Raw genomic sequence first — 26,694 nt, forward strand, 5'->3', positions numbered from 1 at the left:
ATTACTTACCCGACAACCATGCGTCGTAGAACTGCAGGCGCGAGGAGGCTTCGAAGTTCAGGTCCTGCACACTCGATCCGGCGCCGATGGCCTGCGAGAGCTCGATGGTGGGGATGGAGAGTCCACGGTCGAGGATCAATTCCTGTGCGGTGGATACCAGTTCGCCGCGTTGGCCGTTGTCCGTGGCTGCAAGCTGGTCTGTGAGTACCTTGTCGAGCTCCGGATCTGCGCCGCGACGGTTCAGGTTGCGGCCTTCGGTGCTGAACGATGCCCGCAAGATGTCGGCGTCCGCGCGAGTGCTGTTGTAATACAGCGAATCGTAATCACCCGATACTCCCTTCTCGGTCCATTCACCGTTCGAGACCAAGTTGAGCTGCAGGTCGACGCCGACCTTCTTGAGCTGCTGCTGCACGAGCTCGAGGATGGCCTGGTTACCCGAGAACACCGGACTGAAGGTGACGCTGAAAGTGAGCTTCTGCCCGTCCTTCTCGCGGATACCGTCGCTGCCGGTCTTCCAACCAGCCGCGTCGAGGAGTTTCGCCGACTTGTCGGCGTCGTACGTCACGACACTGGATTCGTCGCTGTAGAGCGGAGTGGTGTGAGCCAGCGGGCTCGTGGCCGGGAAGAACGACGGATCCAGAACGGTGTCGACGAGTTCTTGGCGGTTGATCGCGGGAATGATGGCCTGACGAACAGCCTGATCAGCGAGAACGCCGCGACTGACGTTGGGCTGGAAGAAGAAGCTCACACCCGGGTTCGGCCTTGTGAGGATTCGTCCACCCGCGCCCTCGATTTGCGGCGCATCCTGCGGAAGCGCATCGCTGACCGCATCGAGCTGGCCGGAGGCCACGCTGCCCGCCCGCACACCGGATTCGGGAACCACCGTGAAGTCGACGCCATCGAGGTACGCCTCGCCCTGATGCGCGACCGCATCCGAGGCCCAGTTGTATCCCGCACGCTTGGCGATCTTGACGCTCTTGTCCTGCTGCCAGTCGGTGTACACGAACGGTCCGGAGGCGATCACCGCTGCACCGGGGCAGCGCTGCTCGGATGCCAGCGCGGTGGTGGAATCGGCGAGGATTCCGAGCTGTGGCGTCGAAGTTGCTTGCAGGAACTGAACATTGGGTCCGGAGAAATTGATCTTCGCCGTGTGAGCATCTACGACGTCGGTACCGGTGTACGAGGACAGGTAACTCTTCGCCAACGACGCGTTCGGTCCCAGGTTCTTGACCGAGTCGAAGGTCTTCTTCACCGAATCCGCCGTCACCGGTGTGCCGTCACTGAAGGTGGCGTCGTCGCGAAGGACGAACGTGAAGCTAGCGGCGTCGGGGCTGATCTCCCAGCTCTTGGCGAGCCACGGCGTGATCTCTCCGGTGTCGGGATTTTGATCGGTAAGCGAATCCACCACTGTCCGAGTGACATACACGGTCTGGTTACTGCCGGCCTGGGCCGGATCGGCGCACGTCGGCGCCTGCGACAGACCGTAGCGAAGGGTTCCGCCGGACTGGGCGGGGCCTGCGTCGGCAGCACTGTCACTCCCGCTGCTGCAGCCGGCGAGGACGGTGCCGAGAACCGAGACAGCACCGATACCGGCGATTACGGTCGCGCGTTTGCGGGCACCGAATGAGGGCGAAGACACCAAGAACTCCTAAAGAGGCATGCCGAAGAGCGCACCCGTCGCCTGAGACGAAAAAGGCGATCGAGCACGAATCACTTGTGTGAGAAGAGAAAACAGACTTGTCGACGACTCGCCTGAGTGCGAATGACTAACCGAGAGGTCAGTTGGTACAGAAAGATCCCGCGGTGCGGCACAGGTCTACGTGACGACGCGACCAGGCGGTATCGAAACCGCCTTCGACTGCCTTCATTTCGTGTTCCTCCATCGGTCCTGGCGGTAGCACCCGCACCCGATCACTCGGGGGGTTGCTGCGACTTCAATGAGCCAGGTCTCTCGGTCGCTCTGGATGGTCGTTCGCAAGTGTACGAGGTCAAACCCGGGTGTTGTCAACCCGGTCGGTAGGAATTGCTGCTCGAGTCACATTTTCGAGCACCCGAAGCTGCTTCTCGAACGGGTGGACGCCCACTTCTTCGGGCGAGAGCGAAGCGTCGTAAAGCGGTGTGTATCCACTGGACAGATACAGCGCGACGGCCTCCGGTTGCCGAGGCCCTGTCGTGAGGAACACCCGACTGTATCCGCGAAGCTCGATCTCTCGTTCCAACTCACGAACGACGGCCTTGCCGAGGCCACGCTTCCGATAGTCGACCGACGTCCAGATTCTCTTCAGTTCCGCAGTGGTGGAATCGAATTGACGAAAAGCACCACCGGCGATCGGCAGACCGTCGTGGGTGAGCACCAGAAGCGCACCCTGCGGATAGGCAAATTCTTCTGCCGGATACGTCGTGAGATCCTCGAGCATCGCTTCGCGAGTCCCGCCGTAACGCGAACTGTATTCGAGTGCCAACTCCGCGATCAGTGGAGCTGCCAAGGGATCGTCCTGCGATACCGAATAGACCTCTACCGCTCCGACACCCTCGAGCTGTCGAGTTCCGAGCTCCAGTGCCACAACACTTTCCTCCATGAATCTGGTCAACGCTCCCCCAGCCTGAAAACTTCCGGAGCGAGGGTGGTTCCGTCGACGAGGTCCGCCACAAGTTCACCCAAGGCCGGACCGAACTTGAACCCATGCCCCGAGAATCCCGCCGCCACCGTGACGGCGCCGACTCGGTCGATGACGAAGTTACTGTCCGGCGTGCTCGTGTACAGGCACGTGATCGACTCGACACGGGTGGAATCGACGCCGGGCAACCACGACTCGGCGTACTCCACCAATCGCTGCTCTCCGTCGACATCAGGGGTGTAGTCACGGGTCTGCGGAGTCACCACCGGCCCGGTCGCGTGTTCGCCGATCTTGATCCCGTCCTCGGAACCGAGCCCGTAGATCCCCGCGGTCTCCAATTCTGCGCCGGTGTGGTGGACGAAACTCGGCCACTCGACTCCGGGATCGAGCGGTGCGAAGTGTGCCGGTTGTTCCTGTGTCGTGCGCAGCGTCGGCAGTACGATCTCGGAGCCGAGACCGCTGTCTGCGATCAGATCTGCAGTCCACGCACCGGCCGCGATCACGACCTGACGAGCTGCGAGCGTTCCACTGTCCGTCACCACGTCCACGCCGTAGGACGCCCGCGCGAGTGCCAACACCCGAACATCGTGACGGACCTCGGCGCCCGCAAACACCGCTCCTGCCTTCAGAGCGGTCACGGCGCGGTCCGCGTGCAACCGGCCTGCGTCGGGATGATGGAGCACCGTGGTGTCGAATCGCAGCCCCGGCCAACGGGCGGACGCCTCGGCAGGAGTGAGGATCTCACCCTTGATGCCCGCCTCGCGAAGTATCTTCGCCTTGGACTGCACTGCCTGCGGCAGGCCGTGATCGACGGCACCGGTGAGTTCCAGGAACCCGATGTCCGTCGTGGTCTCCAACTCCCGCCACAGCGGCAGCGCGCCGGCCGCCAAACCTGTGTACAGGTGATTGTCGTACGCCTGCCGGTAGATACGCGAAGTACCGTGCGACGCACCGTGCTTGTGCCCCGGCCCGAACTGTTCCAGCTGAACTACGCTACGTCCGCGTGCCGCGAGCCGCCATGCGGCGGAGGACCCGACGAGTCCTCCGCCGATGACGATCACATCGAGAATCTCACTCATGGACGAGAGCTCACTTGGTCTTCGGAAGGCCGGGCGGGTTGATCAGGGACGTGTCGACGGCTTCGCTGGTGATGTTCCAGCGCTCGAGGATCTGCTGGTACGTGCCGTTCTCGATCGTGTGGTTGATCGCGTCGTTGATCGCCTTGATCAGGCCGTTGTCCTTCTTCACCAGCACCGCGATCTGCCCCTGCAGGGTGTCGCCGGCCCCGGAGAACTCACCGACAACCTCGGTCTCCCCCGACTGCTTGGCGTGGAACTGCGATGACGGGTTCGGGCCGAAGTAGGCGTCGATCCGGCCGGACTGCAGCGGGAGGTAGTAGTCGGTGGTGTTCTGGTAGTAGGAGATGTCGGTAGGCGCCAGGCCGGCCGCGACGTTCTGCTCACTCCACTTGACCAGCAGCGCTTCCTGATTGGTGCCCGAGGAGACGGCGATCTTCTTGCCCGCGACGTCCTTGGGTTCCTTGATGGAGATTCCGGCACCCTTCTTGGCTTCGAAGGCGAGGGTGTCGAGACGGTAGGTCGCGAAGTCGTACTTCTCCTTACGCTCCTCTGTGACAGTCACATTGGAGAGGAAGGCGTCGGCCTCACCGGAGTCGATCCGGACGAAGTTCTGTGCCCAATCTGCTGTCTGCAGGTCGACCTTCAAGCCGAGAACGTCACCGATCAGATAGGCGAAGTCGGTCTCGGAACCGATGAGGGTGGTGTCGTCGTCGGCGTAGAAACGGAGCGGCGGAGCGGAACCGGCACTACCGGTGACGCGCAGCGTGCCACGATCGCGGATGTCCTGAGGTAGCTCGGCGGCGATGGAATCCACCTTGTCGGTGGTGATGCGGTTCTGATCGGCCGTGAGGTTGTAACCCGCAGCAGCGGTGACCTGGGCGCCGTCGGACTCGGCGTCCGCGCTGCTGCATGCAGCGCTGAGCAATCCGACGGTGGCAAGCGCCGAGATCAGAAAAGTCGCGCGACGGGATGTGGAGAACATCAATTTTTCCTTCCGGGAAAGAGTCTGGGTCGCGTCAGAGGACGCGGGAGAGAAAGGCTTTGGTCCGTTCGTGGACCGGATTGTCGATCACCTGCGAAGGCGGGCCCTGTTCGACGATGACGCCGCCGTCCATGAAGACCGCAGTGTCCGCCACTTCCCGAGCAAATCCGACCTCGTGTGTGACGATCACCAAGGTGGCGCCGTCACGGGCCAGCTGAGCCAGGACTTCGAGAACCTCGCCCACCAGTTCCGGGTCGAGCGCCGACGTCGGCTCGTCGAAGAGAATGACCGCCGGCCGCAGTGCCAGCGCTCGCGCTATCGCGACGCGCTGTTGCTGGCCACCGGAGAGTTGGCGGGGATACTCGTCCGCCTTGTCCCCCACTCCCACTCGCTCGAGCAGCGCGCGGGCCTCGCGGTACACCTCGTCACGATCACGCTTCTGGGCCGAGAGCGGCGCTTCCACCACGTTTTCCAATGCGGTCAGGTGCGGAAACAGGTTGAAGTTCTGGAACACGAATCCGATGTGCGAACGCTGTTTCAGGATCTCGCGGTCACGCAGTTCGTGGAGTCGATTTCCCTTGCGCCGGTATCCGATCAGCTCTCCGTCGATCCGTACGGTTCCGCGGTCGACTTTTTCGAGGTGATTGAGGGTTCGCAGCAAGGTGGACTTACCGGAACCCGACGGACCGAGAATGACGGTCACTTCGCCCTTGCGAACCAGGAGATCAACGCCGGCAAGTACTTCCAAGGCACCGAAAGACTTGTGAATTCCGCGTGCTTCGACGGCGTACACCGAATCTTCGGCCAGTTCTGCGGTCATCGGGTAGCACCTCTCGGAATATCGAGACGCGCATCGCGAATCTCTTCGAACTTCTTGCGCGCCTTCTGTACCGGAGTCAACGGAAGAGCACGAGCGGATCCTCGTGCATAGTGGCGCTCCACGTAGTACTGACCGATCGAGAGCAATGTCGTGAGGATGATGTACCAGATCGTGGCGACCATCAGCAGGGGCACGACTCGTCCGCTGCGGCCGAAGATGACCTGCACCTGGTAGAACAGTTCGGCGATTGCCATGGTGGAGACGATCGACGTTCCCTTGAAGAGTCCGATGACCTCGTTGGCAGCGTTGGGGAGGATCGCCCGCATTGCCTGCGGGAGAACGATCTTGAAGAACTGGCGACTGCGCGGAATGCCGAGCGAGTGAGCAGCTTCGATCTGACCGTGATCCACCGAGATGATTCCGGAGCGAATGATCTCGGCCGAGTATGCAGCCTGGTGCAGCGCCAAACCGATGACTGCTGCGGTGAATCCGCCGATCACACCGCTGACCTGGAAGGTGAAGAACTCGGGCCCGAAAGGTATTCCGAGAGAAAGTGTCTGGTACAGGTAAGTGATGTTGAACCAGAAGAGCAGCTGCACGATGAGTGGAATCGAGCGGAAGGCCCAGATGTAGGTCCAGGCGATCACCTGCAGGACCGGATTCTTCGACAACCGACCGAGCGCCAGGAAGACACCGAGACCGAAACCGAGGATCGTCCCCCACAAGGTCAGTTTGATCGTCATCCACAACGCGGCGAGCACTGATTTCGCGGTGAAGTACTGCGCGAACGTCGGCCAGTCCCAGCCGGGGTTGACGACGAGCCCGTGGATGAACTGAGCAAGCAGGACCAGCACGACCGCACTGATCACCCAGCGCAGCGGGTGCCAGGTGCGAGCGACGACAAGCTCCGAGTCGGGAAGTTGCGACTCGGACACCGACTTTTCGGGGCGGACATCGGTGGGCGCGCTCACGGCGCGCTACCTGACGGAGTGGACATGACGAATAGACCTTTCGGGGAATGGGAACGCAGCTGTGTCCTCGAGTTGGTGTGCTCGAGTTGCGAAGACGACGAGAGTTCGGTCAGCGACAGTGACACGAAGCGGTGCGGCACAGATCGATGTGACGTCGCTTGTGCGCAGCGTGCGAAGTGGTACCCATGTGATGCCTTCCATCGGTCCTGGCGGTAGCACCCGCTCCCGATCACTCGGGGGGTTGCTGCGACGTCGACGAGCCAGGTCTCTCGGTCGCTCTGGATGGTGAGCAAAGACTAGACGCGAAATGTCGAGTCGTCAAATGTTGTATTTCCCTGCACTGCAAGGGAAATGAAGGGTCCACGATGTTGAAATCGCATTGATTCCAACGGTGTCCGCAGCCGCGTTCGGCGTGTTGAATGGAGCGTTCGAATGGAGACCGGGACCGCCGTCCGGACTGACTTTTCCTCTGCCGTACCGTCTGCGGAGTGAGTGGACTCGACGCTTTCTTCATCTTGTTGGCCGGTATCGGCGCGGGCGCGATCAACGCCGTGGTCGGCAGTGGAACGCTGATCACGTTCCCGACGCTGGTCGCCTTCGGCATGCCGCCCGTGACCGCAACCATGTCCAACGCGGTCGGGCTCGTCGCCGGCGGAGTTTCGGGTACCTGGGGCTACCGACGTGAGCTGTCCGGACAGTGGGATCGACTGAAGTGGCAGATTCCGGCGTCACTCGCCGGGGCACTACTCGGTTCGTGGTTGCTCATGCATCTACCCGAGAAACTGTTCGAGACCATCGTTCCGGTGCTGCTGGTCCTCGCTCTCGCGCTCGTCCTCCTCCAACCACGCATCCAGGCGTGGGCCAAGAAGCGTTCCACCGAAGAAACGACGCTGTCCACCAAGAGGCTGATGCTCCTGACCGCCGGCACTTTTGCAGTCGGCATCTACGGCGGGTACTTCACTGCCGCGCAGGGCATCCTTCTCATCGGTGTGATGGGTGCCATCCTCCCGGAAACCCTCCAGCGCATGAACGGCGCGAAGAACCTGCTGTCGCTGCTCGTCAACATCGTTGCAGCAGGGATGTACATCACTCTGGCATTCGATCAGATCAATTGGGCAGCAGCCGGTTTGATCGCTGTCGGGTCACTCGGTGGTGGCGTTCTCGGTGCCCGCTACGGACGGCGCCTGTCCCCCACTGCATTGCGCTACACGATTGTCGTCGTTGGCCTGATCGGACTGTGGCGCCTTCTCGCTTGACCGCCCACATCGGGCGCCACCCGCACATACTGGAGTAATGACCAGTACAGAAGATCAGACCGGTTGGACCTACCTCATGGACATGGACGGGGTTCTCGTCCACGAGGAGCACTTGATACCTGGAGCGGACACGTTCCTGGCAGAGCTGGCGTCGAACGACATCCCGTACATGGTGCTCACCAACAACTCCATCCGCACCCCGCGTGACCTGCGAGCACGCCTGCTCAATTCGGGACTCGACATCCCGGAGAAGTCGATCTGGACGTCAGCGCTCGCAACCGCGACGTTCCTGGCCAACCAGCGGCCGGGCGGCAGCGCCTACGTGGTCGGCGAATCGGGCCTGACCACTGCCCTGCACGACATCGGTTACGTCCTGACGGACAGCGACCCCGACTACGTCGTCCTCGGCGAGACGCGAACGTACTCCTTCGAGGCAATCACCACCGCCATTCGCCTGGTCGAGCGTGGATCGCGGTTCATCGCCACCAACCCGGACGCCACTGGACCGTCGCGAGACGGCTCGCTGCCGGCCACCGGCTCGGTCGCCGCTCTCATCACCAAGGCGACCGGACGCGATCCCTACTACGTCGGCAAGCCCAACGCCTTGATGATGCGCTCAGCCCTGCGGTCCATCGGCGCTCATTCCGCCAATACGTTGATGATCGGCGACCGCATGGACACCGACATCGTCTGTGGCCTCGAAGCCGGACTGCAGACGATTCTGGTGATGACCGGGATCTCGACCCGCGCGTCGGTAGAGCTCTATCCCTACCGCCCGACCATCGTCCTCGAGTCGGTCGCCGATCTTGTGGGAACAACAACCGATCCATTTCGTAGCAACACAAACAATTGATTCAAATTGCAAAACAAAACCGAAACTCGGTAATTAACTGGTAAAAAACAGCAGATTTGCCAGGTTCCGACTCATCCGCTTTGTCCAACTGAACAAACCAACGGTTTTATTCGCACCAAACTTACAAACGAGTAGTTAGACGCAGGTCAAAGATCATTTCGACACCGAGTGACAGTTGGACTCCAGTCGTAAAATTGATTTTTCGAAAAGTGGTAACGAATCGTTTGCCGTGTCTGATACTCATGTCTGAATGGCCCCATTTCGGGTCCCAGACATGAAATGAGATTTTCATGAAGAAGCAGACCAAGGGTGCGATCGCTGCTGCGGCGGCCGGTGCTCTCCTCCTCGGCGGTGCCGGCTCGCTCGCAGTCTGGAGCGATTCGGCCGACGTCAGTGGCGGCGGGCCCGTCACGTCCGGCGCCCTCGACCTGAGCTCTTGCGCACCGGTCGGTGGCGGGTGGAACTCCCTCAACCCGACGAAGACCGCGATCACCAACATCTCGGCTTACCGAATAGTCACCACCGAGAGCATCGAATACACCTGCGACGTCACTGTGACCGCAGTGGGCGATCGTCTCGCGGCTGTTCTGACCGCTGATACGGCCGGAATCGTTCCGGGTGCGAACAGCGCCGAGCTTGCCGCTGCTGTCGTGCCCGTGACGACAATCAAGGACACTGGCGGCAACCCGATTTCGCAGATCACCAAAGCCCAGAACGGAACGATCGTCCACGTCGGAGTCCGGCTGAACTTCAACGAGGTGGCCAACCAGGTCGCGCAGAACCAGTCGCTGAACTTGTCGGCGATGAAGTTGGTCGTCACTCAGACAGCACTGACACCGGCCCCGTAATTTCATGAGGAAAAAGGTCTGGGGAGCGATCGCAGTCGCGGTGGCTGCTGTAGCGGTGTTTGCATCGTCACAGCAGTCGCTCGCGCTGTGGTCCGATTCGGCGAGCGCGAATGGCGGTACGGCGACAGCCGCCAGCGTCAACCTCACGGTTGGTACAACTGCCGGAACCAGTGCGGCGTACACCCTGGCGAACTTGACGACGGCCGCGACGCCCGTTGTCCCGGGAAACACGGTGCAAGCACCGCTCACCGTCAAGAATTCGGGGACTGATCCTCTGCAATGGCGAATGCAGTCGACGACCGCACTTACGGGATTCACGTTGACCACGTACGGAGTCGCCAACGAAGGCGCCTGCCCTGCCGGCGTCAACACCGCGGCTCCGGCAGTGACCCCACTGACGTCCGGATCGATGAATGCATCGCTGCAGTACCCGGTTTCGCCGGCGTACATGCCGAGTCCGCTGGTCTCAGGCGGTACGTACATTCTGTGCTTGCGACTCACGGTAGGCGTCGGGGCGGTCTCAGGTGCAACAAGCACCACGACCTTGACCTTCCAGGCAGGTCCGGTATGACAAAACACTCCACGAAGCGCACCGATCGCACCGATCGCACCGATCGCACCGATCGCACCGGCCCACTCTGGTGGATCACCTCTATCGTCAGTTGGACACTGCTGCTGGCAATTTCGGCAGTCATCGTCGCAACCATTGTCGTTCCCTTCTTTGCCGGAGCGCAGCGCTTCACGATTCTGACCGGTTCGATGCGCCCGACGTACAACCCTGGATCACTGGTAGTGGTCAAACCTGTCGATCCGTCCGAACTGGGGATCGGTACACCCATTACGTACCAGCTGGAATCGGGTCAGCCGACCGTCGTCACGCACCGGATCATCGCCACAAGTGAAAACCAGAAGGGTGAAAGAACTTTCATCACCCAGGGCGACGCGAACGGTGAGCCTGACGAGAAGGAAGTACGGCCGGTGCAGATCCGGGGAAAGGTCTGGTACAGCCTGCCTTATCTCGGTTACGTGAACACCTGGCTGACGGGAGAGCAGCGCACCGTGATCGTGGTGATCGTAGTGACCGCTCTACTGCTGTACGCGTCGTACATGATGATCAGCGGCATCCGTGACGGCCGGAAGGAGCGAGCTCGAGCCCGATTGGCTCCTGACCCTGCAACTTTCGCGCCCAGAGACTCCGCCCAGATCGAGAAAGGCCAGCACGATGCCCTCGCGCCCTGACCGTCCGGCCCATCGGATTCGTCACCTGTTGACCAGCACGCGTTTTCGCGCGCTGCTCGCGCTGGGGATGGTGCTTGGTGTCGGCGGAGTGACCACGCTCGCGGCCTGGACGTCTTCCGCCACGGCAACCTCGGGCAACATCACGACGGGTTCTATCAATCTGCAGTTGAACAGCACCGCCCAGCCCACCCTGACCAAGTCCCTGAATTTCAGTGAGCTTGGCAAGTCCGGAATGATTCCCGGTGATTCGAACACCGCTCTGATCAAGGTCAACAACCTGGGCACAGCGGCAACTGTCCCACTGAAGTACACGATCACGTCTACGAGTGATGGTGCGTTGACGACTTCTCTACGAATGACGGTTTCCTCTAACGGAACTGTTGCCAACAAGTGCACTGACGGCACCAACGTGGTGTCCTCGCTCGCGCTGACACTCACCGCGAATCAAGCCATCGGTAGCCCCGACCGCCCACTGGCGGTAGGGGCTACCGAGAATTTATGTGTCTCGGTGCAGCTTCCGACAACACCGACACCGCCGACGGACAGCACGTCGAACATCGTCCTGACCTTCACGGCAAAGGTGTGATGGCAATGGCTCGACACACGAAAAAACATGCAAAGGCCTCGATGCAGAACCGGGTACGGGAAGTCCTGCTCAGTCTGGGAGCCCTCGCAGGCTTGGTATCCATCATCATTTTCATCGCCGGTCTGGCTTTCGGTATCACTCCGCTGATCTTTCGGAGCGGATCGATGTCACCCACCATCGATACCGGCGCTCTCGCATTCGCGCGCACCGTGCCTGCTTCGGAAGTGCAGGTCGGTGACATCGTCAGCGTCTACGACAGCCAAGGCACGCGCATCACCCATCGTGTGGAATCAATAGATCAGCAGGGCAACAACCTTGCAATTGCACAGCTGCGCGGTGACGCAAATCCCGTCACAGACCCAGATCCTTACGTCATCACCGAAGCGGATCGAGTCTTCTTCAGCGTCGACCGACTCGGCTACGTGGCCGTCTGGCTGTCCGGACCGAGTGGGCTTGTGCTTGGTGCGATTGCCGGCGGAGGACTGCTGTACATCGCATTTCGCCCACGAAAAAGGCCGGATGAAGGGGAACCCAGCCTGGATCGTCGGGACGCGCACGGCGATTCCCACGCCTTCAAGGCAATCGTCGCATTGGCAACGGTCGGCCTCACTGCTGTCGGTGCGTCCCAGATCGGTGGCACCAAGGCGGGGTACACCGACACGGCCACGGCAACAAGCATTCAGTTCGGCACTGCTGCAACCTTTCCCACGTCTCCAAGCACAGCCAGTTGCGCGGTGAATTTTGCGCTCGTTGTTCCGGTCGCGGTGACAATCACCTGGCCCGCGACGGTCGGAAGCTCATACCGTCTCATTGCCCGCGATAGCAACGGATCCTTGTTGGGATCGAACGACTACACCGCAACGTCTATTACAGGCTCCATGAGATACGGCTCGGGCGGTACAACAGTCGCGTTCCCGCTCATCGTCGGCACCTACAACATCGAAATCCATGGACTGAGCGGCACGTCGGTCACTCCGTCGTACTCCGGCTACCAATTCAGCATTCTCGTCGGCCTGCTCTACTCGTGTGGCGGTCCGATCAGCGGGACATCTGCTCTCAGTCGATCGGCAGCGCCGGCACTGGCGGCAGACGCTCCGAGCACTCCTACCACGGCCGTCACTTCCACGACCGCCTCATCCACCACACCCACCACGCCCACCACGACATTGGCGCCGGCTGTGACAACCACCAGCACAACTGCACCGTCGACAACCACCAGCACAACTGCACCGTCGACAACCACCTCGTCACCGGCTACAACTACGGCGCCCCAGACGACGACCGCTACAACGACAACGACAACGACAACGGTGCCACCAACTACGACCACCCCGAGCGAGGTTCCCGTCGACGCCCCGGCGACCACGACCGGTCTCAGCGCCCAGAAGCTCTCGACTGCCAGCGGAACGGTTGTGTCCGTGTCGAATTCATCGGGCGCTGAGGTATATCGAGGTCCCGTTGACAGCGACGCTGTCCTGCATTGGCTCACCGGAACCGATCAGTTGTATGTGATCACCACTGGCGGCGTCACCGTCATCGACACGTCAACGGGAGTCTGGGCCGAATCTCCTGCCCCGAGCGAACTTCCGGACGAGATCAAGGCGCTGGTGCCGTGATGAGAAAGACAACGAAAGCTGCCATGGCAGTTGCCGCGGCCGGAGCCGTATTGCTCGGCGGTTCGGGCACATTGGCGAAGTGGACCGACAGTGCGACCCTGACAAGCGCCGCTGTCCAGTCCGGGACCCTGGATCTGGGAGCATGCGTGACCACGAGCGGCGGGGGCTGGTATTCGCAGGTCTACGTCAACGCGCCCACCAATCCGAATCCACTCGTATATATCCCGGACATCACTACCTACCGGCTCAAGCCCGGATTCAACTACACGTATTTCTGCGATTCGAAGGTGATGGCCACCGGCCCACGTCTGAAAGCGAACGTGACAGTCGACAAGACCAAGTTGAGCGGCGGGCTCGCAGCCGCCAACATCGACCTTCGCACGTACGTCACGGATCAGAGCAACAATCTGCTGTACGACAGCACAGCACCGACGCCGAACCTCATCGCGGTCACGTCGGCCCTGAACAACACCAATCTGACGGCGCAGGTGTTGTTCACGATCTACCCCACCGACACGACAAGCTCAGGTCTCACACTGAATACGACGGCGTTGACGATCGACGTCAAACAACTGGGTCTCACGCCCGCACCGTAGAACGCCTTGCCGTCGGAAGTTCGAGGCAAGGCGCTCCAGCGATTCAGCCGAGTGCTCGCTTCAGATCAGCCAACAGATCAGCCGTGTCTTCGAGCCCGACGGACAGACGGACAACGCCGTCTGTAAGACCCACTGCTGCACGGCCTTCCGGCCCCATGGCCCGGTGCGTTGTCGTGGCGGGGTGAGTGATCAACGACTTGGAATCTCCCAAGTTGTTGGAGATGTCGATGACGCGCAGGCCGTTGAGAACCTCGAACGCCCGCTTCTTGCCCTCTCCGTCAGGCGCATCGAGCTCGAACGTGACAACCGTTCCGCCACCGCTCATCTGAGACTTCGCGAGCTCGTGCTGCGGATGCGACGTCAGGTACGGATACTTGACCCACTTGACGCCGGAGTGTCCTTCGAGGAATTCGGCGATCTCGAGTGCCGAAGCCACGGAGTGCCGAATACGAACCGGCATCGTCTCCAGGCCCTTGAGCAGAGTCCACGCATTGAACGGGCTGAGCGCAGGACCGGTGTGCCGCATCAGTTCTCGAACGGGACCGCTGATGTATTCCTCGGTACCGAGAATCGCGCCACCAAGCACGCGCCCCTGACCGTCGATGTGCTTGGTGCCGGAGTACACCACGACGTCGGCCCCCAGATCGAGGCTGCGCTGCAGAAGCGGCGTCGCGAAGACGTTGTCCAGCACTACCTTTGCACCGGCTGCATGAGCAAGCTCCGACACCCGTCGAACGTCGACGAGAGATTGCATCGGGTTGGACGGCGTCTCGAAGAACACTGCCGTGGTAGGCACGGACAGCGCCTCTTCCCACTGCGCGTTGTCCTCACCGTCGACGAAGACGACCTCGACTCCCCAGCGCGGAAGAATCTCGTTGCACACCACGAAGCAGGATCCGAAGAGACTGCGCGCAGCCACCAATCGGTCGCCGTTGGCCAACAGTGCGCCCAACGCCGTGAAGACTGCCGACATTCCGCTGGCAGTCGCAAAGCAGGCTTCTGCACCTTCGATGAGACGCAGACGCTCTTCGAACATCTTGACGGTCGGGTTGCCGTAGCGGGAGTAGACAAAATGATCCACCTCGCCGGTGAAGGCTTGTTCGGCGGCTTCTGCACTCTCGTAGACGAATCCGGAGTTGAGGAACAGCGCTTCGGAAGTCTCCTCGAACCCGGTACGCATCAGTCCGCCGCGAACACCGAGGGTGCCGAGACCGACGTCGTCCGGCAGCGCTCGTTGAAATGCGCCACCCTGGGGAATTCCGCTCACTGCTGCCTCCATGGCAAGCCGATGGCCCGCCAACCTACAAGTCCGCGATGTCCGTCGGCACCCAATGCGCCTTCGAACCCGTCGAGCACGTTGTACGACGGGCCGATGCCCGCCGCAGTCGCAGCTTCCGCCGCACCGATGGAACGTTGTCCGGATCGACACAGGAAAATCACCGGACGCTCCGACCCGGAGGAATCAGCAGTGATGCCGGCTTCCTTCAACTGGTCGACGAAGTTGTCATTGCGCGCGCCGGTCGGGTGGCTCACCCATTCGATCAGTGCAGCCTGCTTGCCGAGGGAGGACACATCGGGGACACCGACGTACTTCCACTCCGCATCGGTCCGCACGTCGACCAGCACGGCGTCGGGGTTTTCGCGGAGCAGCTCCCAGGCTTGCTCCGGCGTCAGATCGCCTGCGTAACTCACGTAGTCCATGTTTTCACAAGACTGCCGTGAGCGCCTGAGCGGGCCGTCAGTTGCAGACGACCCAACGGTTGCCGTCACGGGTCAGGGCCCAGGTCGAGACTCGCTCGCCCGCTCCGCCACCGGTGATCGTCACGTCGGCCCGGGCGCGATCGCCGTTGACCGCGACCCCGTCCACACCCTTCAGCTCGACCGTCCCGTCGACGCCGGCCATAGGACCGTTGCTCGAATTGAAGCTCGCGCAGGTCAGGGTCTTGATCGTCTCCGCGTCATTCCGATTCTCGGCATCGACGTAGTCGGTGACGGAGCGGCTCACGCGGTCCGACTCGGTGACGTTCTCCTCGGCCGGCGAGATCCACGATGCGACGAAGATTCCACCCAGGATCAAGGCGACGATGGCGACAGCCAAGAGGAACGGCCCCGCAGACGCCTTCTTGCCATCGATGTTGTCGGATTCGCGCAGCTCGTCACTCATAACGCCAATAGTCCCCCACAACTAGAAATTGTGGCCCGTCAAGGATCAGGCCCCTACCCCGGATACCCGAGACAACAGGAGAATGGGAGGAAAGAATAGGTTTACCCACAACCGATCGAGTGAGAGTGTGGATCCGTTCGGCCGCAACCGAGGCACTGTGCTTAGGTTCGGCTAAATTGGATACTTGTCGATATGTTGTCCGAACTTCGAAGAAGGTAGCTGTCCTCACGATGACTGACTCCAACCGCCCACTCCGGGTCGCGATCGTCGGCGCCGGCCCCGCCGGCATCTACGCCGCCGACGCCCTCATGAAATCCGACACCGCAGTTTCCGGCCGCGGCGTCAGCATCGACCTCTTCGAGCGCATGCCCGCGCCCTTCGGCCTGATTCGTTACGGCGTCGCGCCTGATCATCCGCGCATCAAGGGCATCATCACCGCCCTGCACAAGGTGCTCGACAAGCCTCAGGTACGCCTGCTCGGCAACATCGACTACGGCACCGACATCACCCTCGACGACCTGCAGTCGTTCTACGACGCGGTCATCTTCTCCACCGGCGCCAACGCCGACCGTGCGCTCGGCATCCCGGGCATCGAACTCGACGGCAGCTACGGCGCGGCCGACTTCGTCTCCTGGTACGACGGCCACCCCGACGTACCGCGTACGTGGCCGCTCGAAGCCGAGAAGGTCGCCGTCCTCGGCGTCGGCAACGTTGCGCTCGACATCGCCCGCGTTCTCGCCAAGACCGGCGACGAACTGCTGCCGACCGAGATCCCCGCCAACGTCTACGAGGGCCTCAAGAACAACAAGGCCGTCGAGGTTCACGTCTTCGGACGCCGCGGCCCGGCCCAGGCCAAGTTCACCCCTCTCGAACTGCGCGAACTCGACCACTCGCCGACCATCGAGGTCATCGTCGACCCCGAGGACATCGACTACGACGAGGGTTCCGAGCAGGCTCGCCGCAACTCCAAGCAGGTCGACATGGTTGCGAATACGCTGCAGGACTGGGCAATTCGCGACGTCGGAGCCCGTCCTCACAAGCTGTTCCTGCACTTCTTCGAATCTCCCACGGAGATCCTCGGTGAAGACGGTAAAGTCGTCGGCCTGCGCACCGAGCGCACTCAGCTCGACGGCACCGGCAACGTCAAGGGCACCGGCACGTACAAGGACTGGGATGTCCAGGCCGTGTACCGCGCCGTCGGTTACCTCTCGCAGAACATCACGCAGTTGCCGTTCGACGACCAGGCCGGCACCGTCCCCAACGACGCCGGACGCGTCGTCGCCGACGACAACGCCGAGGGCGCAGCCCGGTTCATGCCGGCCACCTACGTCACCGGCTGGATCAAGCGCGGCCCCGTCGGCCTCATCGGCCACACCAAGGGTGACGCCAACGAAACCGTCGCGAATCTTCTCGAGGATTCCGTCGACTTCGCGGGCGCCGCGAACCCCGACGAGAACGCAGTCATCGAGTTCCTCGAAGGCAAGCAGGTTCCGTACACGACCTGGCAGGGCTGGTACCGCCTCGACGCGCACGAGCGCAGCCTGGGCGAGCCCGAGGGCCGTGAGCGCATCAAGGTCGTCGAGCGTCACGACATGCTGAAGGCATCCGAGCCCGACCGCGCGAACTGAGTGCGCGGAAGTAACTGAACAGAAGCCCTCCACCGGCCCGACGCGACCCAGGTCACATCGGGCCGGTGGTGTGTGCAGGGACCCAGGGCAACAGGGCAAAATAGACCCCGTGTTTGACGCCCATGTGCATATCATCGACCCGCGCTTCCCGCTGGTCGAGAATCACGGGTACCTGCCTGAGCCCTTCACCGTGGCCGATTACCGGGCCCGGATTGCCTCGCTGAAGGGCCTGAGTGTTGACGGCGGCGCGGTGGTGACCGCGTCGTACCAGGGCAATGACCAGGAATACCTGAAAGCTGCCTTGTCCGAGCTCGGCGAAGGCTGGGTGGGCGTCACTGCTTTGCCACTCGATGCGACGGACGAAGACATCGTTGCTCTGGACGCGCTGGGGGTGCGCGCCGTCCGATTCAATTTGCGCCGCGGCGCCACCGACCTGCGTCTACTCGCCGATCTGGCCAATCGCGCATTCGATCTGGTCGGCTGGCACGCCGAGTTCTACGTCGATGCCACGCTGTTGCTGTCGCTGGAACCCGTCTTCGCCAAATTGCCGGCGGTGAGCATCGACCACTTGGGAATGTCCACCCGCGGACTGCCGTATCTCCTCAACCTCGTAGACCGCGGGGTACGCGTCAAAGCCACCGGGTTCGGACGCACCACCATCTCCGACGTCAGCGATGTGCTGCGCCAGATCCACGCGGTCAATCCCGCTGCGCTGATGTTCGGCACCGATCTACCCGGTACACGGGCACGTCGAGCGTTCGAGGTCCACGACCTGGACGTGATCGCCGACGCTGTCGGCGACGACCTGCCCGCGGTCATGTGCGACAACGCCCGCTCCTGGTACCGCTGCGCTCAGGTGAACGCAACGGCTCCCAGCCACAGCCCCGCCGCGATCAGCGCTCCGAACAGTTCCACCAGCATGGACAATCCGACTGCCTTCACCGCGTGAAGCGTCGACGACCAAGCGATGTCGTAACGGCGCAGCCGCGCTAGTTCCGCGAAATACGTTCCGACGATGAATCCCAGGAACAAGCCCACGACCGGAATCACGAAGAACCCGATGATGCCGACGACGCCGCCGACCACCACCGACAGGTTGGGCACTCCCCCGGACTTCATCCGCTTGCCCGGCCACGTGTACTTCACGATCCCGGTGACCACCAGTGCCAGCGCGGACAGCGCGAACACCGTCCACGCCGTGGCACCACCGGTCATGATCGCCCACACCAGAATTGCACCGAAAACGAGAAGCGTCCCCGGGAGAATCGGAACGACGACACCGATCAGACCGACCAGGATGACCAGCCCGACGAGGACCTCGGCCGCTGGACTCATCCGACGGGACGCACCTTCGACGCAGCCTCGCGAGCACGGTCGCGTGCAGTAGGCACATCGGCGGCCGTCGACACTGCAACACCCATGCGACGACGCGTGAAGCTCTCCGGCTTGCCGAAGAGCCGCAGGTCCGTCTCGGGAACCGCGAGCGCCTCGGCGACGCCGTCGAATCCGATCCCCTTTGCCTCCACTCTGCCGTAGATCACTGCCGATGCTCCCGGAGACGTGAGCGTCGTGTCGACCGGCAAGCCCAGGATCGCGCGGGCATGCAGTTCGAACTCCGAAAGTCGCTGCGTCCGCAGAGTCACCAATCCGGTGTCGTGCGGCCGTGGGCTCACTTCGGAGAAGAAGACGTCGTCGCCCTTCACGAATAGCTCGACGCCGAAGATGCCTCGCCCGCCCAGAGCCGTGGTCACCTTCTCGGCGACGTCTCGGGCCGAGGCGAGGGCAACGGCGGACATCTGCTGCGGCTGCCACGATTCGATGTAGTCTCCGGCCTCCTGCAGGTGCCCGATCGGTTCGCAGAACGACGTCTCGACCTGACCGCTCTCACCGACGGCTCGAACTGTCAATTGCGTTATCTCGTAATCGAAATCGACAAAGCCTTCGACGATCACCCGGCCGTGATTCACACGACCTCCGGCCATCGCGTAATCCCATGCGGCGTCGAGATCTTCGGCGGATCGAACCGTCGACTGTCCCTTCCCCGACGAGGACATGACTGGCTTGATGACGCACGGGAAACCGATTCGGTCTGTCGCTGCCTGCACTTCGGCAAGCGAGTCCGCGAAAGCGTACGGCGAAGTGGGCAGGCCCAACTCCTCGGCCGCGAGCCGACGGATTCCCTCACGGTTCATCGTGAGCTGGGTGGCTCGGGCGGTCGGAATGACCACCGCACCCCCGCGTTCTTCGACGAGTGCAAGCGCATCCGTCGCGATGGCCTCGATCTCGGGAACCACGAAGTGAGGCTTTTCCAACTCGATGACGGCAAGCAGCGCTTCCGGATCGGTCATGTCGACGGTATGAGCACGATGAGCCACCTGGTGCCCAGGGGCATCGGAATACCGATCCACCGCAATCACTTCGATCCCCAGACGCTGCAGCGCGATGACAACTTCCTTACCCAACTCGCCTGATCCCAACATCATCACGCGGATGGAGTTCTCGGTCAGTGGGGTTCCGAATCGGAGCGGAAGCGTCGGCAGGGGCGAAGGCGTCGAATCAAGCTGCATGGGTGCGACTATATGCCAATCCCGATGCAGGTCAGCGCGGTTATCGGCCGTCCACCACACCTTCGCGGCCAAATCCTCGCCGGATCGTTCGGGGTAGCGCAGGTTTGCGATAGGTGCGGGTGGCAGTGTCCGGCTCGGAATTCCGTTGCGGCACGGTGTCGTTGCCGACGCGGTGCACTTTCACGAGGTTGCGCCCAGCACGCTTGGCGTCGTACAGAGCCTCGTCTGCGACGCTCATAAGGGTCGACAGCGCCGGCGTCGCATGATCGACCCACGCGACGCCGACGCTGACGGTGCTCGTCACATCTGATTCGGCCGAGTACTCGACTTGCGCGCCGCGGACCGCCTCGGCGACATCGATTGCTCGCGCGTAGCTGCAGTCCGGAAGCAGAACGGCGAACTCCTCGCCGCCGAGCCTTCCGATCAGATCGCCGTCCGACAATCGGTCAGCGGCCCGCTCGGCGAAGTTCGCGAGAACGCTGTCACCGGTCATATGTCCATGCGTGTCGTTGATGCTCTTGAAGTGGTCCAGGTCGAGCATCAGCAGGCCGACCGGAGATTGTGTGCGAGTCGCGTCGGCAAGTTCCGCTTCCGCGTGGCCGAGGAACGCACCGCGCGAGAGGACCCCGGTCAGATGGTCGAATTCGACGGCAAGGAAGAGCTCACGCTCGGCAGCACGGCGTTCCTCGGTCGCACAGGCAACCGCTATCGGCCCCAACGCGATCAGGGTGACCGCTATGGATGTGATGACGTCCTCGTTCCACGTCGAGGCGGCTTGATCTCCGATGTCGAGTCGACCGCTACCCGCCATCATGAGTGACCACACCGACCAGACCACTGAAACGAAGGCAGTGCTCGGAACCGAGATGCGAGTGGCACACCAGAGGAGAGCTGGAATCGGCAAGACCAGCGCAATCGGCCCTTCGATACTGAGGGCGATCGGCACGCAGGCTGCAGTGGCGAGTAGCGGAACGCTCAGAGCGGCGACAGTTCTGGCGGTCAGTTTCCTGCGGAACTCGGCAAGACTCGATGGGATGGTGAGAGTGAGAATGAGAGGAAGGACCAGCAGGTACGCCATGACCTCGGTGGCACCCCAGTGGAAAAACGTGTCGGCAAAGGACTGACCGCGTAAGAGCCGGTCCAAGGCGCCGGCCGTGGCCGCGGTACCAGTCGCCGCGACGAACGAGACAAAGACCATCCATACCAGCGACTGCGAATCGACCAATCGGAACGGTGTGCGCTTCAAGTAGTACAGAACGAGAACACCGAGCGTCACTCCGGCGAGGTTGGCCCCGTTCAGCTGCAGGGCAAGCGACAGCGAGTTGCCCGTAATCAGGTCAGCGCAGACGTATCCGACGGCCGCGGCGATCCACGTCCGCCATTCGATCAGGACCGGCCATCTGACCATCATTCCCAGCAGAATGGCGTTGGCGCACCAGAAAGTCGCGAGCAAACCTGGTGGGCGCGTGAGGATGCCGATCAACGATGCCGCAAGTACGACGGCCAGCACTAGGAGAAGGCGCAGAAAGCGACTCGTCCCTACCATGCGTCACCTCGCGGTCGGCTACCTCTGAATTCGGGAGCACCGGACGTCGCGGTGACCGTATGCCGATGTCGTCGAACCATCGTACGCAGGTGCTGCCACTCGCAGTTCTGTGTTCACATGCCAAAACGGCAGCTGCGACCATCTCCGCAAACGCGAGTGCCCTCCGGCCACGACAGTGGACAGAGGGCACCTGCATGCAATCCGATCGGCGGAGCCGAATGGACCTGCCGGAAGGGATGACTACTCGGCGGATCCGCTGGACAGACCCGAGAGTGAACCGGTGGACGAGCCCTCGCCCTTGCCGGACAGCGATTCGGTGGGAACGGACTTGAGGAAAGCTCCGAGCGCGGTGAGCAGGGGTCCGAGGGTGCTGAGTGATCCGAACATAGGAGGTTCTCCTGTATGTGAGGTGATGTGATGTTCCAGCGCCATTCCGGCCGCAGGCGGTGGCCGAGATGGTTCGGGAACTTCTGCCGCACGGATGGCTGAACCGCCCCCCGAACAACATCCCGAGCTGTGATGTAGCGCACTTACTTGGCGCTACCTGCATTTATAGACCGGCTTTCCACACTTGTCTAGCTACCTAATAGCTATCAATGCGGACTTTCGGTCACACCTTTACGGATAATTGCAGTTCAAAGGGCAAATTCACCCTCTAGAATGTCCCGTAATGTGATTTAGCTCACAGCGAAAAGCCGAAAAGTGTGACCCGCAGACAACTGCGAGCCACACTTTCGGACAAACTGGACTTACTTATCGGCCGCCGATCCCGTCCCAGGGGTGAGAGAGCCACCACCGAGTGCCGTGAACAGGTCCTTGAGCACCGGAATGAACGTCTTGACGACGCCGCTGAAGTCTTCGAATGAACCCATGTCGGGCCTCCTTTTGTCGGAATGCAGTTGAGATGAAGTGAGGACCGAGAACTACTCGGCGGCCGAACCGGCCGAACCCGAGCCGTCTGCCGATCCCGCGTTCAACTTGGTCACGAATGCAAGAACGCTCTTGAGGAAGGCGTCGAGATTCTGAATCGAGGTCATGCGACTACTCCTGTGTTGTTTCGGAAGATTTCTCGAGGTCGAACGTCAGGAGTTCGAGCTCGCGGTGTCCAGCCCCTGAAGGGTTTTGAGCATGTTGACCAGGGGCAGAAGCTGGAGAATGCCCCAGCCCATACCGTTGGCCTTGAGGAGGTTTCCGAGGGATCCCATATGTGACTCCTTGCATGAATATCTATGACGCGGCGCACGTTTTGTTCGCTCCACGTCTTTGTAGCCAAGCTAAATACGTACGTCCAGTTTGTTTCTGTCCAAGCGAAAACGTGACACATTGGATGAATATGTAAACCTGCAGTTCACGTGCTGTGACCTGAATCCAATCTCGAATTCGAGTGTGTTCGAGATCACAGTCAATTAGGACAAAAGGATGCAATCGTCAGAGTCGGTGCCAACCTCGACCGCGATCTGTCATACCGTGTGCGTGTGATCAATCGCGAACGAGCGGCAACCGAGGCAACTCACCGGGAACCGTCGTGCTAGCAAAACTCCTCAAGACGTACCTGCCGCCGTACCGCTGGTTGCTTGCCGGGGTCCTCGCACTGCAACTCTTCGGGGCCATCGCGTCGTTGGTCCTCCCCACACTCAACGCGCGGATCATCGACGACGGCGTCGCCCGAGGCGACACCGGATTCATCATGTCCACCGGCGGGATCATGCTCCTGGTCTCGCTTGCGTCGATCATCGCGTCGGTCGCATCGACCTATCTGGCTGCAAAATCGTCGATGGGCTTCGGCCACGACGTTCGAGGCGCCTTTTACAAGGCAGTCGGCAGTTTCTCGGATCGCGAATTCAACAGTTTCGGTGCGCCGACGCTGATCACACGCAACACCAACGACGTCCTGCAGATCCAGGCCCTGGTCATGCTGACGTCCTCGATGCTCGTCAGCGCCCCACTTATGTGCATCGGCGGCATCATCATGGCTCTGCGCGAGAACCTGCAGATGTCCTGGCTCCTGACGATTTCGGTGCCACTGCTCGGCATCACCGTCTCGGTCGTGGTGGCCAAGCTGATCCCGCATTTCCGGACGATGCAGACGCGCATCGACAACATCAATCGATCACTGCGCGAACAGCTCACCGGTATGCGTGTCATTCGCGCCTTCGTTCGCGAACCCGACGAGACGATCCGCTTCGACAAGGCCAACAAGGAACTGACCGACACTTCGCTCCTCATCGGCCGGTACCAGGCGGTTCTGCTGCCCACCGTCATGTTGATCGCCAACCTGTCGAGCGTGGCGGTCCTGTGGTTCGGCGCGCATCTGGTCGACACCGGGGACATGCAGATCGGACAGATCAGCGCCTTCCTCGCCTACGTCATGCAGATCCTGATGTCGGTGGTCATGGCGACCATGTTGGCCGTCGTGATCCCCCGCGCCGCCGTGTGCGCCGACCGCATCACCGAAGTACTCGACACCGAGGCGACCGTGCCCGCGCCGGCCCAGCCCCTTCGCCCGACCAGCCCATACGGCGTGGTCGAGTTCGGTGGAGCCGGATTCACGTATCCGGGAGCAGAAACGCCGGTTCTGTCGAATGTTTCGATGCGATGCATGCCAGGCACGGTCACCGCGATCGTGGGCAGTACGGGCAGTGGCAAATCGACCCTCGTCTCACTCATCCCCCGGCTCTTCGACGTCACAGCCGGCGCCGTCCTGGTCGACGGCTTGGACGTCCGTGGCTGGGATCAGGACGAACTCTTCGCCAACTTCGGATACGTGCCCCAGAAGGCCTATCTGTTCGCCGGCACGATCGCGAGCAATATCCGCTACGGAAACCCGACCGCCACCGACGACGACATCTGGGCAGCCCTCACCATCGCCCAGGCAGACGACTTCGTCCGGGAACTCTCCGACGGTCTCGAGTCACCGATCGCGCAGGGCGGCGGCAATCTCTCGGGCGGACAGAAACAACGTCTCGCCATCGCCAGAGCGGTGGTCCGCAGACCCCGGATCTTCGTCTTCGACGATTCGTTCTCCGCTCTCGACATGCATACGGACGCCGCGGTCCGACGCGAACTCCGGACGGTTTCGACTCATTCGACGGTCATCATCGTGGCTCAGCGCGTCGCATCCATCATCGATGCCGACCAGATCATGGTCCTCGAAGACGGTGCGCCGGTCGGCCTCGGCGACCATCAGTTCCTTCTGGCCAACTGTCCGACGTACCAAGAGATCGTGGCTTCCCAGATTCCCGCGGAGATGAGCGCATGACCAGCCCGCAGGACCCGACATGGGGCGGCCCCAACAGCCAGTACTTCGACGATGCCCCGACGGTGGTGTTCGCCAAGATCCCGAGCGAACCTGAATCCGCGGACGGGGATGCGAAGTCGAGTAACCCCGAGACCCCCGACAAAGAGCCGAAGCCCGCGCTGACCGCGACGGACACCAAACCTCGCCACTTCAAGGCGACGATGAAGCGGCTTCTCTCGCTTCTGCAGCCGCACAAGTTTGCGGTCTTCTGTGTCGTCGTTGCGACGATCGCCAGCATCGCACTCTCCGTCGCAGTGCCGAAGATCCTCGGTCACGCGACAGACCTCATCTTCGCCGGGTTCATCGGCAAGAGCCTGCCCGCCGGACTGACCCGCGAGCAGGCCGCAGACGCCATCCGGGCATCAGGGAATTCGACGTTCGCCGATCTTGTCGCCAACTCGACCGACGTCGTTCCCGGTGTGGGTCTGAACTTCGACGCCATCGGCAAGGTCGTCATGCTCGCGATCGGCGTGTACTTGCTCTCGTCGCTGCTTGCCTGGTTGGAAGCATTCCTCCTCAACATCATCGTCCAGAAGACCATCTACAACCTGCGTGCCTCGGTGGAGGCGAAGCTTCACCGTCTCCCCCTTCCGTATTTCGACAAGACACCGCGCGGCGAGATCCTCAGCCGCGTCACCAACGACATCGACAACATCTCGTCGACGCTGTCGTCGACGTTGACCTCGCTCCTGACGTCGGTGCTCACCGTCCTCGGCGTCCTGACGATGATGTTCGTCATCTCTCCGATGCTTGCCCTGATCGCACTAATCGCGGTGCCGGTATCGGTGCTCCTCGTTGCCAGGGTCGCCAAGCGAGCACAGGTGTTGTACAAGGCTCAGTGGACCGAGACGGGCAAGATCAACGCGCAGATCGAGGAGAACTACAGCGGTCGCGACCTGGTACGCGTGTACGGGCATCAGGCCGAAGCCGAGCGTGAATTCGCCGAGCAGAACAAGAAGCTCCTCGACGCGTCCTTCGGCGCACAGTTCCTCTCCAGCCTGATCATGCCGGTCATGAACTTCGTCGGAAACATCACCTACGTGCTGCTCGCTGTGGTCGGCGCTCTCAAGGTCGCCAGCGGCAACATGTCACTCGGTGACGTTCAGGCCTTCATCGTCTATTCGCGCCAGTTCAGCCAGCCACTGACGCAGATCGCGTCCATGTCGACGAGCCTGCAGTCCGGAGCCGCGTCGGCGGAGCGGGTCTTCGAGCTTCTCGACGAACCCGAGCAGTCGCCCGACATCGACGTGCCGCTTCTCCCCGAGCCCGCCGGACGTCATCGCAACGTCGGTCACATCGAGTTCGAGAACGTCTCGTTCCGGTACGAGCCGGACAAGCCGTTGATCGAGAACGTGTACCTCACGGCCCGGCCCGGGCAGATGGTCGCCATCGTCGGGCCCACCGGTGCCGGCAAGACCACCTTGGTCAACCTGCTCATGCGCTTCTACGAAGTCGACTCCGGCCGAATCACTCTCGACGACGTCGACATCTCGCAGATGCGCCGCTCCGACTTGCGCAAGCACGTCGGCATGGTTCTGCAGGACACCTGGCTCTTCGGCGGCACGATCCGCGACAACATCGCATACGGCCGACTCGACGCCAGCGAATACGAGATTCACGAAGCCGCACGCGCTGCCTTCGTCGACCGCTTCATCCACACCCTCCCGGACGGGTACGACACCGTGCTGGACGAGGAGGCGTCGAACATCAGCTCCGGCGAGAAGCAGCTCATCACGATCGCTCGTGCATTCCTGTCGGAGCCGTCGCTGCTGATTCTCGACGAGGCGACGAGCTCGGTCGACACACGTACGGAACAGCTTGTGCAGCAAGCAATGTCCGCGTTGCGCGTCGGGCGGACCAGCTTCATCATCGCGCACCGGCTCTCCACCATCCGTAACGCCGATCTGATCGTCGTGATGGAGGCGGGCAAGATCGTCGAGCAGGGCACACACGACGAACTCATCGCAGCGGCGGGCGCGTACTTCCGTCTCTACAACGCTCAGTTCGAGGGTGCCGCCGTCTAGTGA

At 61.8% G+C, this 26,694-nt stretch carries 29 protein-coding genes and 2 riboswitches; of the genes, 12 read left to right on the forward strand and 17 right to left on the reverse strand.

The features are described from left to right. Position 1 precedes the first annotated feature (1 nt). From ASU23_RS19190 to ASU23_RS35345, 8 genes are all read right to left on the reverse strand, one after another. Positions 2-1,639, reverse strand: coding sequence for an ABC transporter substrate-binding protein (locus ASU23_RS19190; protein ID WP_003944291.1), 1,638 nt, complete (start codon positions 1,637-1,639; stop codon positions 2-4). A gap of 139 nt (positions 1,640-1,778) precedes the next feature. Beyond that, positions 1,779-1,883: a putative leader peptide gene (locus tag ASU23_RS35340; RefSeq protein WP_019749498.1), complete on the reverse strand. Its 105-nt coding sequence runs from the start codon at positions 1,881-1,883 to the stop codon at positions 1,779-1,781. Then, a riboswitch (SAM riboswitch) is annotated at positions 1,877-1,971 on the reverse strand. (Overlaps the previous gene by 7 nt.) A gap of 17 nt (positions 1,972-1,988) precedes the next feature. Next, on the reverse strand, positions 1,989-2,579 hold the full coding sequence (locus ASU23_RS19195; protein WP_047269464.1) for a GNAT family N-acetyltransferase: 591 nt from the start codon (positions 2,577-2,579) through the stop codon (positions 1,989-1,991). Positions 2,580-2,587: 8 nt separating this feature from the next. Beyond that, positions 2,588-3,697, reverse strand: coding sequence for an FAD-dependent oxidoreductase (locus tag ASU23_RS19200; protein WP_058038524.1), 1,110 nt, complete (start codon positions 3,695-3,697; stop codon positions 2,588-2,590). A gap of 10 nt (positions 3,698-3,707) precedes the next feature. Beyond that, a complete protein-coding gene (locus ASU23_RS19205) occupies positions 3,708-4,679 on the reverse strand; it encodes an ABC transporter substrate-binding protein (RefSeq protein WP_007726832.1) in 972 nt (323 codons plus the stop codon). A 34-nt stretch (positions 4,680-4,713) separates the two neighbouring features. Continuing rightward, a complete protein-coding gene (locus tag ASU23_RS19210) occupies positions 4,714-5,499 on the reverse strand; it encodes an amino acid ABC transporter ATP-binding protein (RefSeq protein ID WP_054781841.1) in 786 nt (261 codons plus the stop codon). Beyond that, positions 5,496-6,470 (reverse strand): amino acid ABC transporter permease, encoded by a 975-nt coding sequence (locus tag ASU23_RS19215; protein WP_058038525.1) that lies wholly within the window; start codon positions 6,468-6,470, stop codon positions 5,496-5,498. The genes ASU23_RS19210 and ASU23_RS19215 overlap by 4 nt, the downstream gene beginning before the upstream one ends. A gap of 109 nt (positions 6,471-6,579) precedes the next feature. Further along, positions 6,580-6,657 (reverse strand): putative leader peptide, encoded by a 78-nt coding sequence (locus ASU23_RS35345; protein ID WP_350318888.1) that lies wholly within the window; start codon positions 6,655-6,657, stop codon positions 6,580-6,582. A 7-nt stretch (positions 6,658-6,664) separates the two neighbouring features. Beyond that, a riboswitch (SAM riboswitch) is annotated at positions 6,665-6,759 on the reverse strand. A gap of 199 nt (positions 6,760-6,958) precedes the next feature. On the opposite strand from ASU23_RS35345, the gene ASU23_RS19220 reads away from it, so the two are divergent. The 8 genes from ASU23_RS19220 to ASU23_RS19255 all read left to right on the forward strand — a co-directional run bounded on the left by ASU23_RS19220 (position 6,959) and on the right by ASU23_RS19255 (position 13,464). Then, a complete protein-coding gene (locus tag ASU23_RS19220) occupies positions 6,959-7,726 on the forward strand; it encodes a sulfite exporter TauE/SafE family protein (RefSeq protein ID WP_003944404.1) in 768 nt (255 codons plus the stop codon). A gap of 37 nt (positions 7,727-7,763) precedes the next feature. Continuing rightward, positions 7,764-8,579, forward strand: coding sequence for an HAD-IIA family hydrolase (locus ASU23_RS19225; RefSeq protein ID WP_003944345.1), 816 nt, complete (start codon positions 7,764-7,766; stop codon positions 8,577-8,579). A 290-nt stretch (positions 8,580-8,869) separates the two neighbouring features. Beyond that, complete coding sequence (locus tag ASU23_RS19230; RefSeq protein ID WP_047269467.1) at positions 8,870-9,427, forward strand: alternate-type signal peptide domain-containing protein; 558 nt, start codon at positions 8,870-8,872, stop codon at positions 9,425-9,427. A gap of 4 nt (positions 9,428-9,431) precedes the next feature. Continuing rightward, positions 9,432-9,998 carry a hypothetical protein gene (locus tag ASU23_RS19235; protein WP_058038526.1) on the forward strand — a complete coding sequence of 189 codons (567 nt, stop codon included), beginning with the start codon at positions 9,432-9,434 and terminating at the stop codon, positions 9,996-9,998. Next, complete coding sequence (locus tag ASU23_RS19240) at positions 9,995-10,666, forward strand: signal peptidase I (RefSeq protein ID WP_058038527.1); 672 nt, start codon at positions 9,995-9,997, stop codon at positions 10,664-10,666. The genes ASU23_RS19235 and ASU23_RS19240 overlap by 4 nt, the downstream gene beginning before the upstream one ends. Further along, positions 10,650-11,252, forward strand: a complete 603-nt coding sequence (locus tag ASU23_RS19245; protein WP_058038528.1) for a SipW-dependent-type signal peptide-containing protein — start codon at positions 10,650-10,652, stop codon at positions 11,250-11,252. The genes ASU23_RS19240 and ASU23_RS19245 overlap by 17 nt, the downstream gene beginning before the upstream one ends. 5 nt (positions 11,253-11,257) lie before the next feature. Beyond that, entirely contained in the window at positions 11,258-12,868 is a 1,611-nt protein-coding gene (locus ASU23_RS19250; RefSeq protein WP_172827076.1) for a signal peptidase I, read from the forward strand. Beyond that, on the forward strand, positions 12,868-13,464 hold the full coding sequence (locus ASU23_RS19255; RefSeq protein WP_047269470.1) for an alternate-type signal peptide domain-containing protein: 597 nt from the start codon (positions 12,868-12,870) through the stop codon (positions 13,462-13,464). Before ASU23_RS19250 ends, ASU23_RS19255 begins: the two co-directional genes overlap by 1 nt. Positions 13,465-13,507: 43 nt before the next feature. On the opposite strand, the gene ASU23_RS19260 is transcribed toward ASU23_RS19255, so the two are convergent. From ASU23_RS19260 to ASU23_RS19270, 3 genes are read right to left on the reverse strand one after another with little or no spacing between them, the layout of a single operon-like run. Then, positions 13,508-14,731 (reverse strand): O-succinylhomoserine sulfhydrylase, encoded by a 1,224-nt coding sequence (locus ASU23_RS19260; RefSeq protein ID WP_172403504.1) that lies wholly within the window; start codon positions 14,729-14,731, stop codon positions 13,508-13,510. After that, entirely contained in the window at positions 14,728-15,156 is a 429-nt protein-coding gene (locus ASU23_RS19265) for a rhodanese-like domain-containing protein (RefSeq protein ID WP_007726822.1), read from the reverse strand. Before ASU23_RS19265 ends, ASU23_RS19260 begins: the two co-directional genes overlap by 4 nt. Positions 15,157-15,202: 46 nt before the next feature. Beyond that, entirely contained in the window at positions 15,203-15,628 is a 426-nt protein-coding gene (locus ASU23_RS19270) for a hypothetical protein (protein WP_007726820.1), read from the reverse strand. A gap of 230 nt (positions 15,629-15,858) precedes the next feature. On the opposite strand from ASU23_RS19270, the gene ASU23_RS19275 reads away from it, so the two are divergent. Both ASU23_RS19275 and ASU23_RS19280 read left to right on the forward strand, forming a co-directional pair. Beyond that, a complete protein-coding gene (locus tag ASU23_RS19275) occupies positions 15,859-17,256 on the forward strand; it encodes an FAD-dependent oxidoreductase (RefSeq protein ID WP_003944405.1) in 1,398 nt (465 codons plus the stop codon). A 109-nt stretch (positions 17,257-17,365) separates the two neighbouring features. Further along, positions 17,366-18,205, forward strand: a complete 840-nt coding sequence (locus ASU23_RS19280; protein ID WP_223304639.1) for an amidohydrolase family protein — start codon at positions 17,366-17,368, stop codon at positions 18,203-18,205. Here the strand turns inward: ASU23_RS19280 and ASU23_RS33490 are convergent. The 6 genes from ASU23_RS33490 to ASU23_RS35135 all read right to left on the reverse strand — a co-directional run bounded on the left by ASU23_RS33490 (position 18,109) and on the right by ASU23_RS35135 (position 22,574). Then, on the reverse strand, positions 18,109-18,591 hold the full coding sequence (locus ASU23_RS33490) for a DUF456 domain-containing protein (RefSeq protein WP_042924222.1): 483 nt from the start codon (positions 18,589-18,591) through the stop codon (positions 18,109-18,111). The genes ASU23_RS19280 and ASU23_RS33490 overlap by 97 nt on opposite strands. After that, positions 18,588-19,823 carry a formate-dependent phosphoribosylglycinamide formyltransferase gene (purT, locus tag ASU23_RS19290; RefSeq protein WP_058038531.1) on the reverse strand — a complete coding sequence of 412 codons (1,236 nt, stop codon included), beginning with the start codon at positions 19,821-19,823 and terminating at the stop codon, positions 18,588-18,590. Before purT ends, ASU23_RS33490 begins: the two co-directional genes overlap by 4 nt. A 40-nt stretch (positions 19,824-19,863) precedes the next feature. Next, positions 19,864-21,369 carry a sensor domain-containing diguanylate cyclase gene (locus ASU23_RS19295; protein ID WP_253741405.1) on the reverse strand — a complete coding sequence of 502 codons (1,506 nt, stop codon included), beginning with the start codon at positions 21,367-21,369 and terminating at the stop codon, positions 19,864-19,866. A gap of 240 nt (positions 21,370-21,609) precedes the next feature. Next, positions 21,610-21,756 (reverse strand): hypothetical protein, encoded by a 147-nt coding sequence (locus ASU23_RS19300; protein ID WP_007726811.1) that lies wholly within the window; start codon positions 21,754-21,756, stop codon positions 21,610-21,612. Positions 21,757-22,118: 362 nt separating this feature from the next. Next, complete coding sequence (locus tag ASU23_RS35130) at positions 22,119-22,241, reverse strand: hypothetical protein (protein WP_019749478.1); 123 nt, start codon at positions 22,239-22,241, stop codon at positions 22,119-22,121. 210 nt (positions 22,242-22,451) lie between these two features. Continuing rightward, positions 22,452-22,574 (reverse strand): hypothetical protein, encoded by a 123-nt coding sequence (locus ASU23_RS35135; RefSeq protein WP_003944443.1) that lies wholly within the window; start codon positions 22,572-22,574, stop codon positions 22,452-22,454. Between the two features lie 320 nt (positions 22,575-22,894). On the opposite strand from ASU23_RS35135, the gene ASU23_RS19305 reads away from it, so the two are divergent. Further along, complete coding sequence (locus tag ASU23_RS19305) at positions 22,895-24,628, forward strand: ABC transporter ATP-binding protein (protein WP_007726810.1); 1,734 nt, start codon at positions 22,895-22,897, stop codon at positions 24,626-24,628. Continuing rightward, positions 24,625-26,691 carry an ABC transporter ATP-binding protein gene (locus tag ASU23_RS19310; RefSeq protein WP_003944426.1) on the forward strand — a complete coding sequence of 689 codons (2,067 nt, stop codon included), beginning with the start codon at positions 24,625-24,627 and terminating at the stop codon, positions 26,689-26,691. Before ASU23_RS19305 ends, ASU23_RS19310 begins: the two co-directional genes overlap by 4 nt. The last annotated feature ends 3 nt before the right edge of the window (positions 26,692-26,694 follow it).

This window comes from Rhodococcus sp. KB6, assembly GCF_001445685.1.
GTDB lineage: Bacteria > Actinomycetota > Actinomycetes > Mycobacteriales > Mycobacteriaceae > Rhodococcus_F > Rhodococcus_F qingshengii.

Excerpts from the sequence above, each read along its gene's own strand:
- ASU23_RS35340 (WP_019749498.1), bottom strand. The coding sequence starts at position 1,883 with ATGGAGGAACACGAAATGAAGGCAGTCGAAGGCGGTTTCGATACCGCC.
- ASU23_RS19195 (WP_047269464.1), bottom strand. The coding sequence starts at position 2,579 with ATGGAGGAAAGTGTTGTGGCACTGGAGCTCGGAACTCGACAGCTCGAG.
- ASU23_RS19200 (WP_058038524.1), bottom strand. The coding sequence starts at position 3,697 with ATGAGTGAGATTCTCGATGTGATCGTCATCGGCGGAGGACTCGTCGGG.
- ASU23_RS19205 (WP_007726832.1), bottom strand. The coding sequence starts at position 4,679 with ATGTTCTCCACATCCCGTCGCGCGACTTTTCTGATCTCGGCGCTTGCC.
- ASU23_RS19210 (WP_054781841.1), bottom strand. The coding sequence starts at position 5,499 with ATGACCGCAGAACTGGCCGAAGATTCGGTGTACGCCGTCGAAGCACGC.
- ASU23_RS35345 (WP_350318888.1), bottom strand. The coding sequence starts at position 6,657 with ATGGGTACCACTTCGCACGCTGCGCACAAGCGACGTCACATCGATCTG.
- ASU23_RS19225 (WP_003944345.1), top strand. The coding sequence starts at position 7,764 with ATGACCAGTACAGAAGATCAGACCGGTTGGACCTACCTCATGGACATG.
- ASU23_RS19230 (WP_047269467.1), top strand. The coding sequence starts at position 8,870 with ATGAAGAAGCAGACCAAGGGTGCGATCGCTGCTGCGGCGGCCGGTGCT.
- ASU23_RS19235 (WP_058038526.1), top strand. The coding sequence starts at position 9,432 with ATGAGGAAAAAGGTCTGGGGAGCGATCGCAGTCGCGGTGGCTGCTGTA.
- ASU23_RS19240 (WP_058038527.1), top strand. The coding sequence starts at position 9,995 with ATGACAAAACACTCCACGAAGCGCACCGATCGCACCGATCGCACCGAT.
- ASU23_RS19245 (WP_058038528.1), top strand. The coding sequence starts at position 10,650 with ATGCCCTCGCGCCCTGACCGTCCGGCCCATCGGATTCGTCACCTGTTG.
- ASU23_RS19250 (WP_172827076.1), top strand. The coding sequence starts at position 11,258 with ATGGCTCGACACACGAAAAAACATGCAAAGGCCTCGATGCAGAACCGG.
- ASU23_RS19255 (WP_047269470.1), top strand. The coding sequence starts at position 12,868 with ATGAGAAAGACAACGAAAGCTGCCATGGCAGTTGCCGCGGCCGGAGCC.
- ASU23_RS19270 (WP_007726820.1), bottom strand. The coding sequence starts at position 15,628 with ATGAGTGACGAGCTGCGCGAATCCGACAACATCGATGGCAAGAAGGCG.
- ASU23_RS19275 (WP_003944405.1), top strand. The coding sequence starts at position 15,859 with ATGACTGACTCCAACCGCCCACTCCGGGTCGCGATCGTCGGCGCCGGC.
- ASU23_RS33490 (WP_042924222.1), bottom strand. The coding sequence starts at position 18,591 with ATGAGTCCAGCGGCCGAGGTCCTCGTCGGGCTGGTCATCCTGGTCGGT.
- purT (WP_058038531.1), bottom strand. The coding sequence starts at position 19,823 with ATGCAGCTTGATTCGACGCCTTCGCCCCTGCCGACGCTTCCGCTCCGA.
- ASU23_RS19295 (WP_253741405.1), bottom strand. The coding sequence starts at position 21,369 with ATGGTAGGGACGAGTCGCTTTCTGCGCCTTCTCCTAGTGCTGGCCGTC.
- ASU23_RS19300 (WP_007726811.1), bottom strand. The coding sequence starts at position 21,756 with ATGTTCGGATCACTCAGCACCCTCGGACCCCTGCTCACCGCGCTCGGA.
- ASU23_RS35130 (WP_019749478.1), bottom strand. The coding sequence starts at position 22,241 with ATGGGTTCATTCGAAGACTTCAGCGGCGTCGTCAAGACGTTCATTCCG.
- ASU23_RS35135 (WP_003944443.1), bottom strand. The coding sequence starts at position 22,574 with ATGGGATCCCTCGGAAACCTCCTCAAGGCCAACGGTATGGGCTGGGGC.
- ASU23_RS19310 (WP_003944426.1), top strand. The coding sequence starts at position 24,625 with ATGACCAGCCCGCAGGACCCGACATGGGGCGGCCCCAACAGCCAGTAC.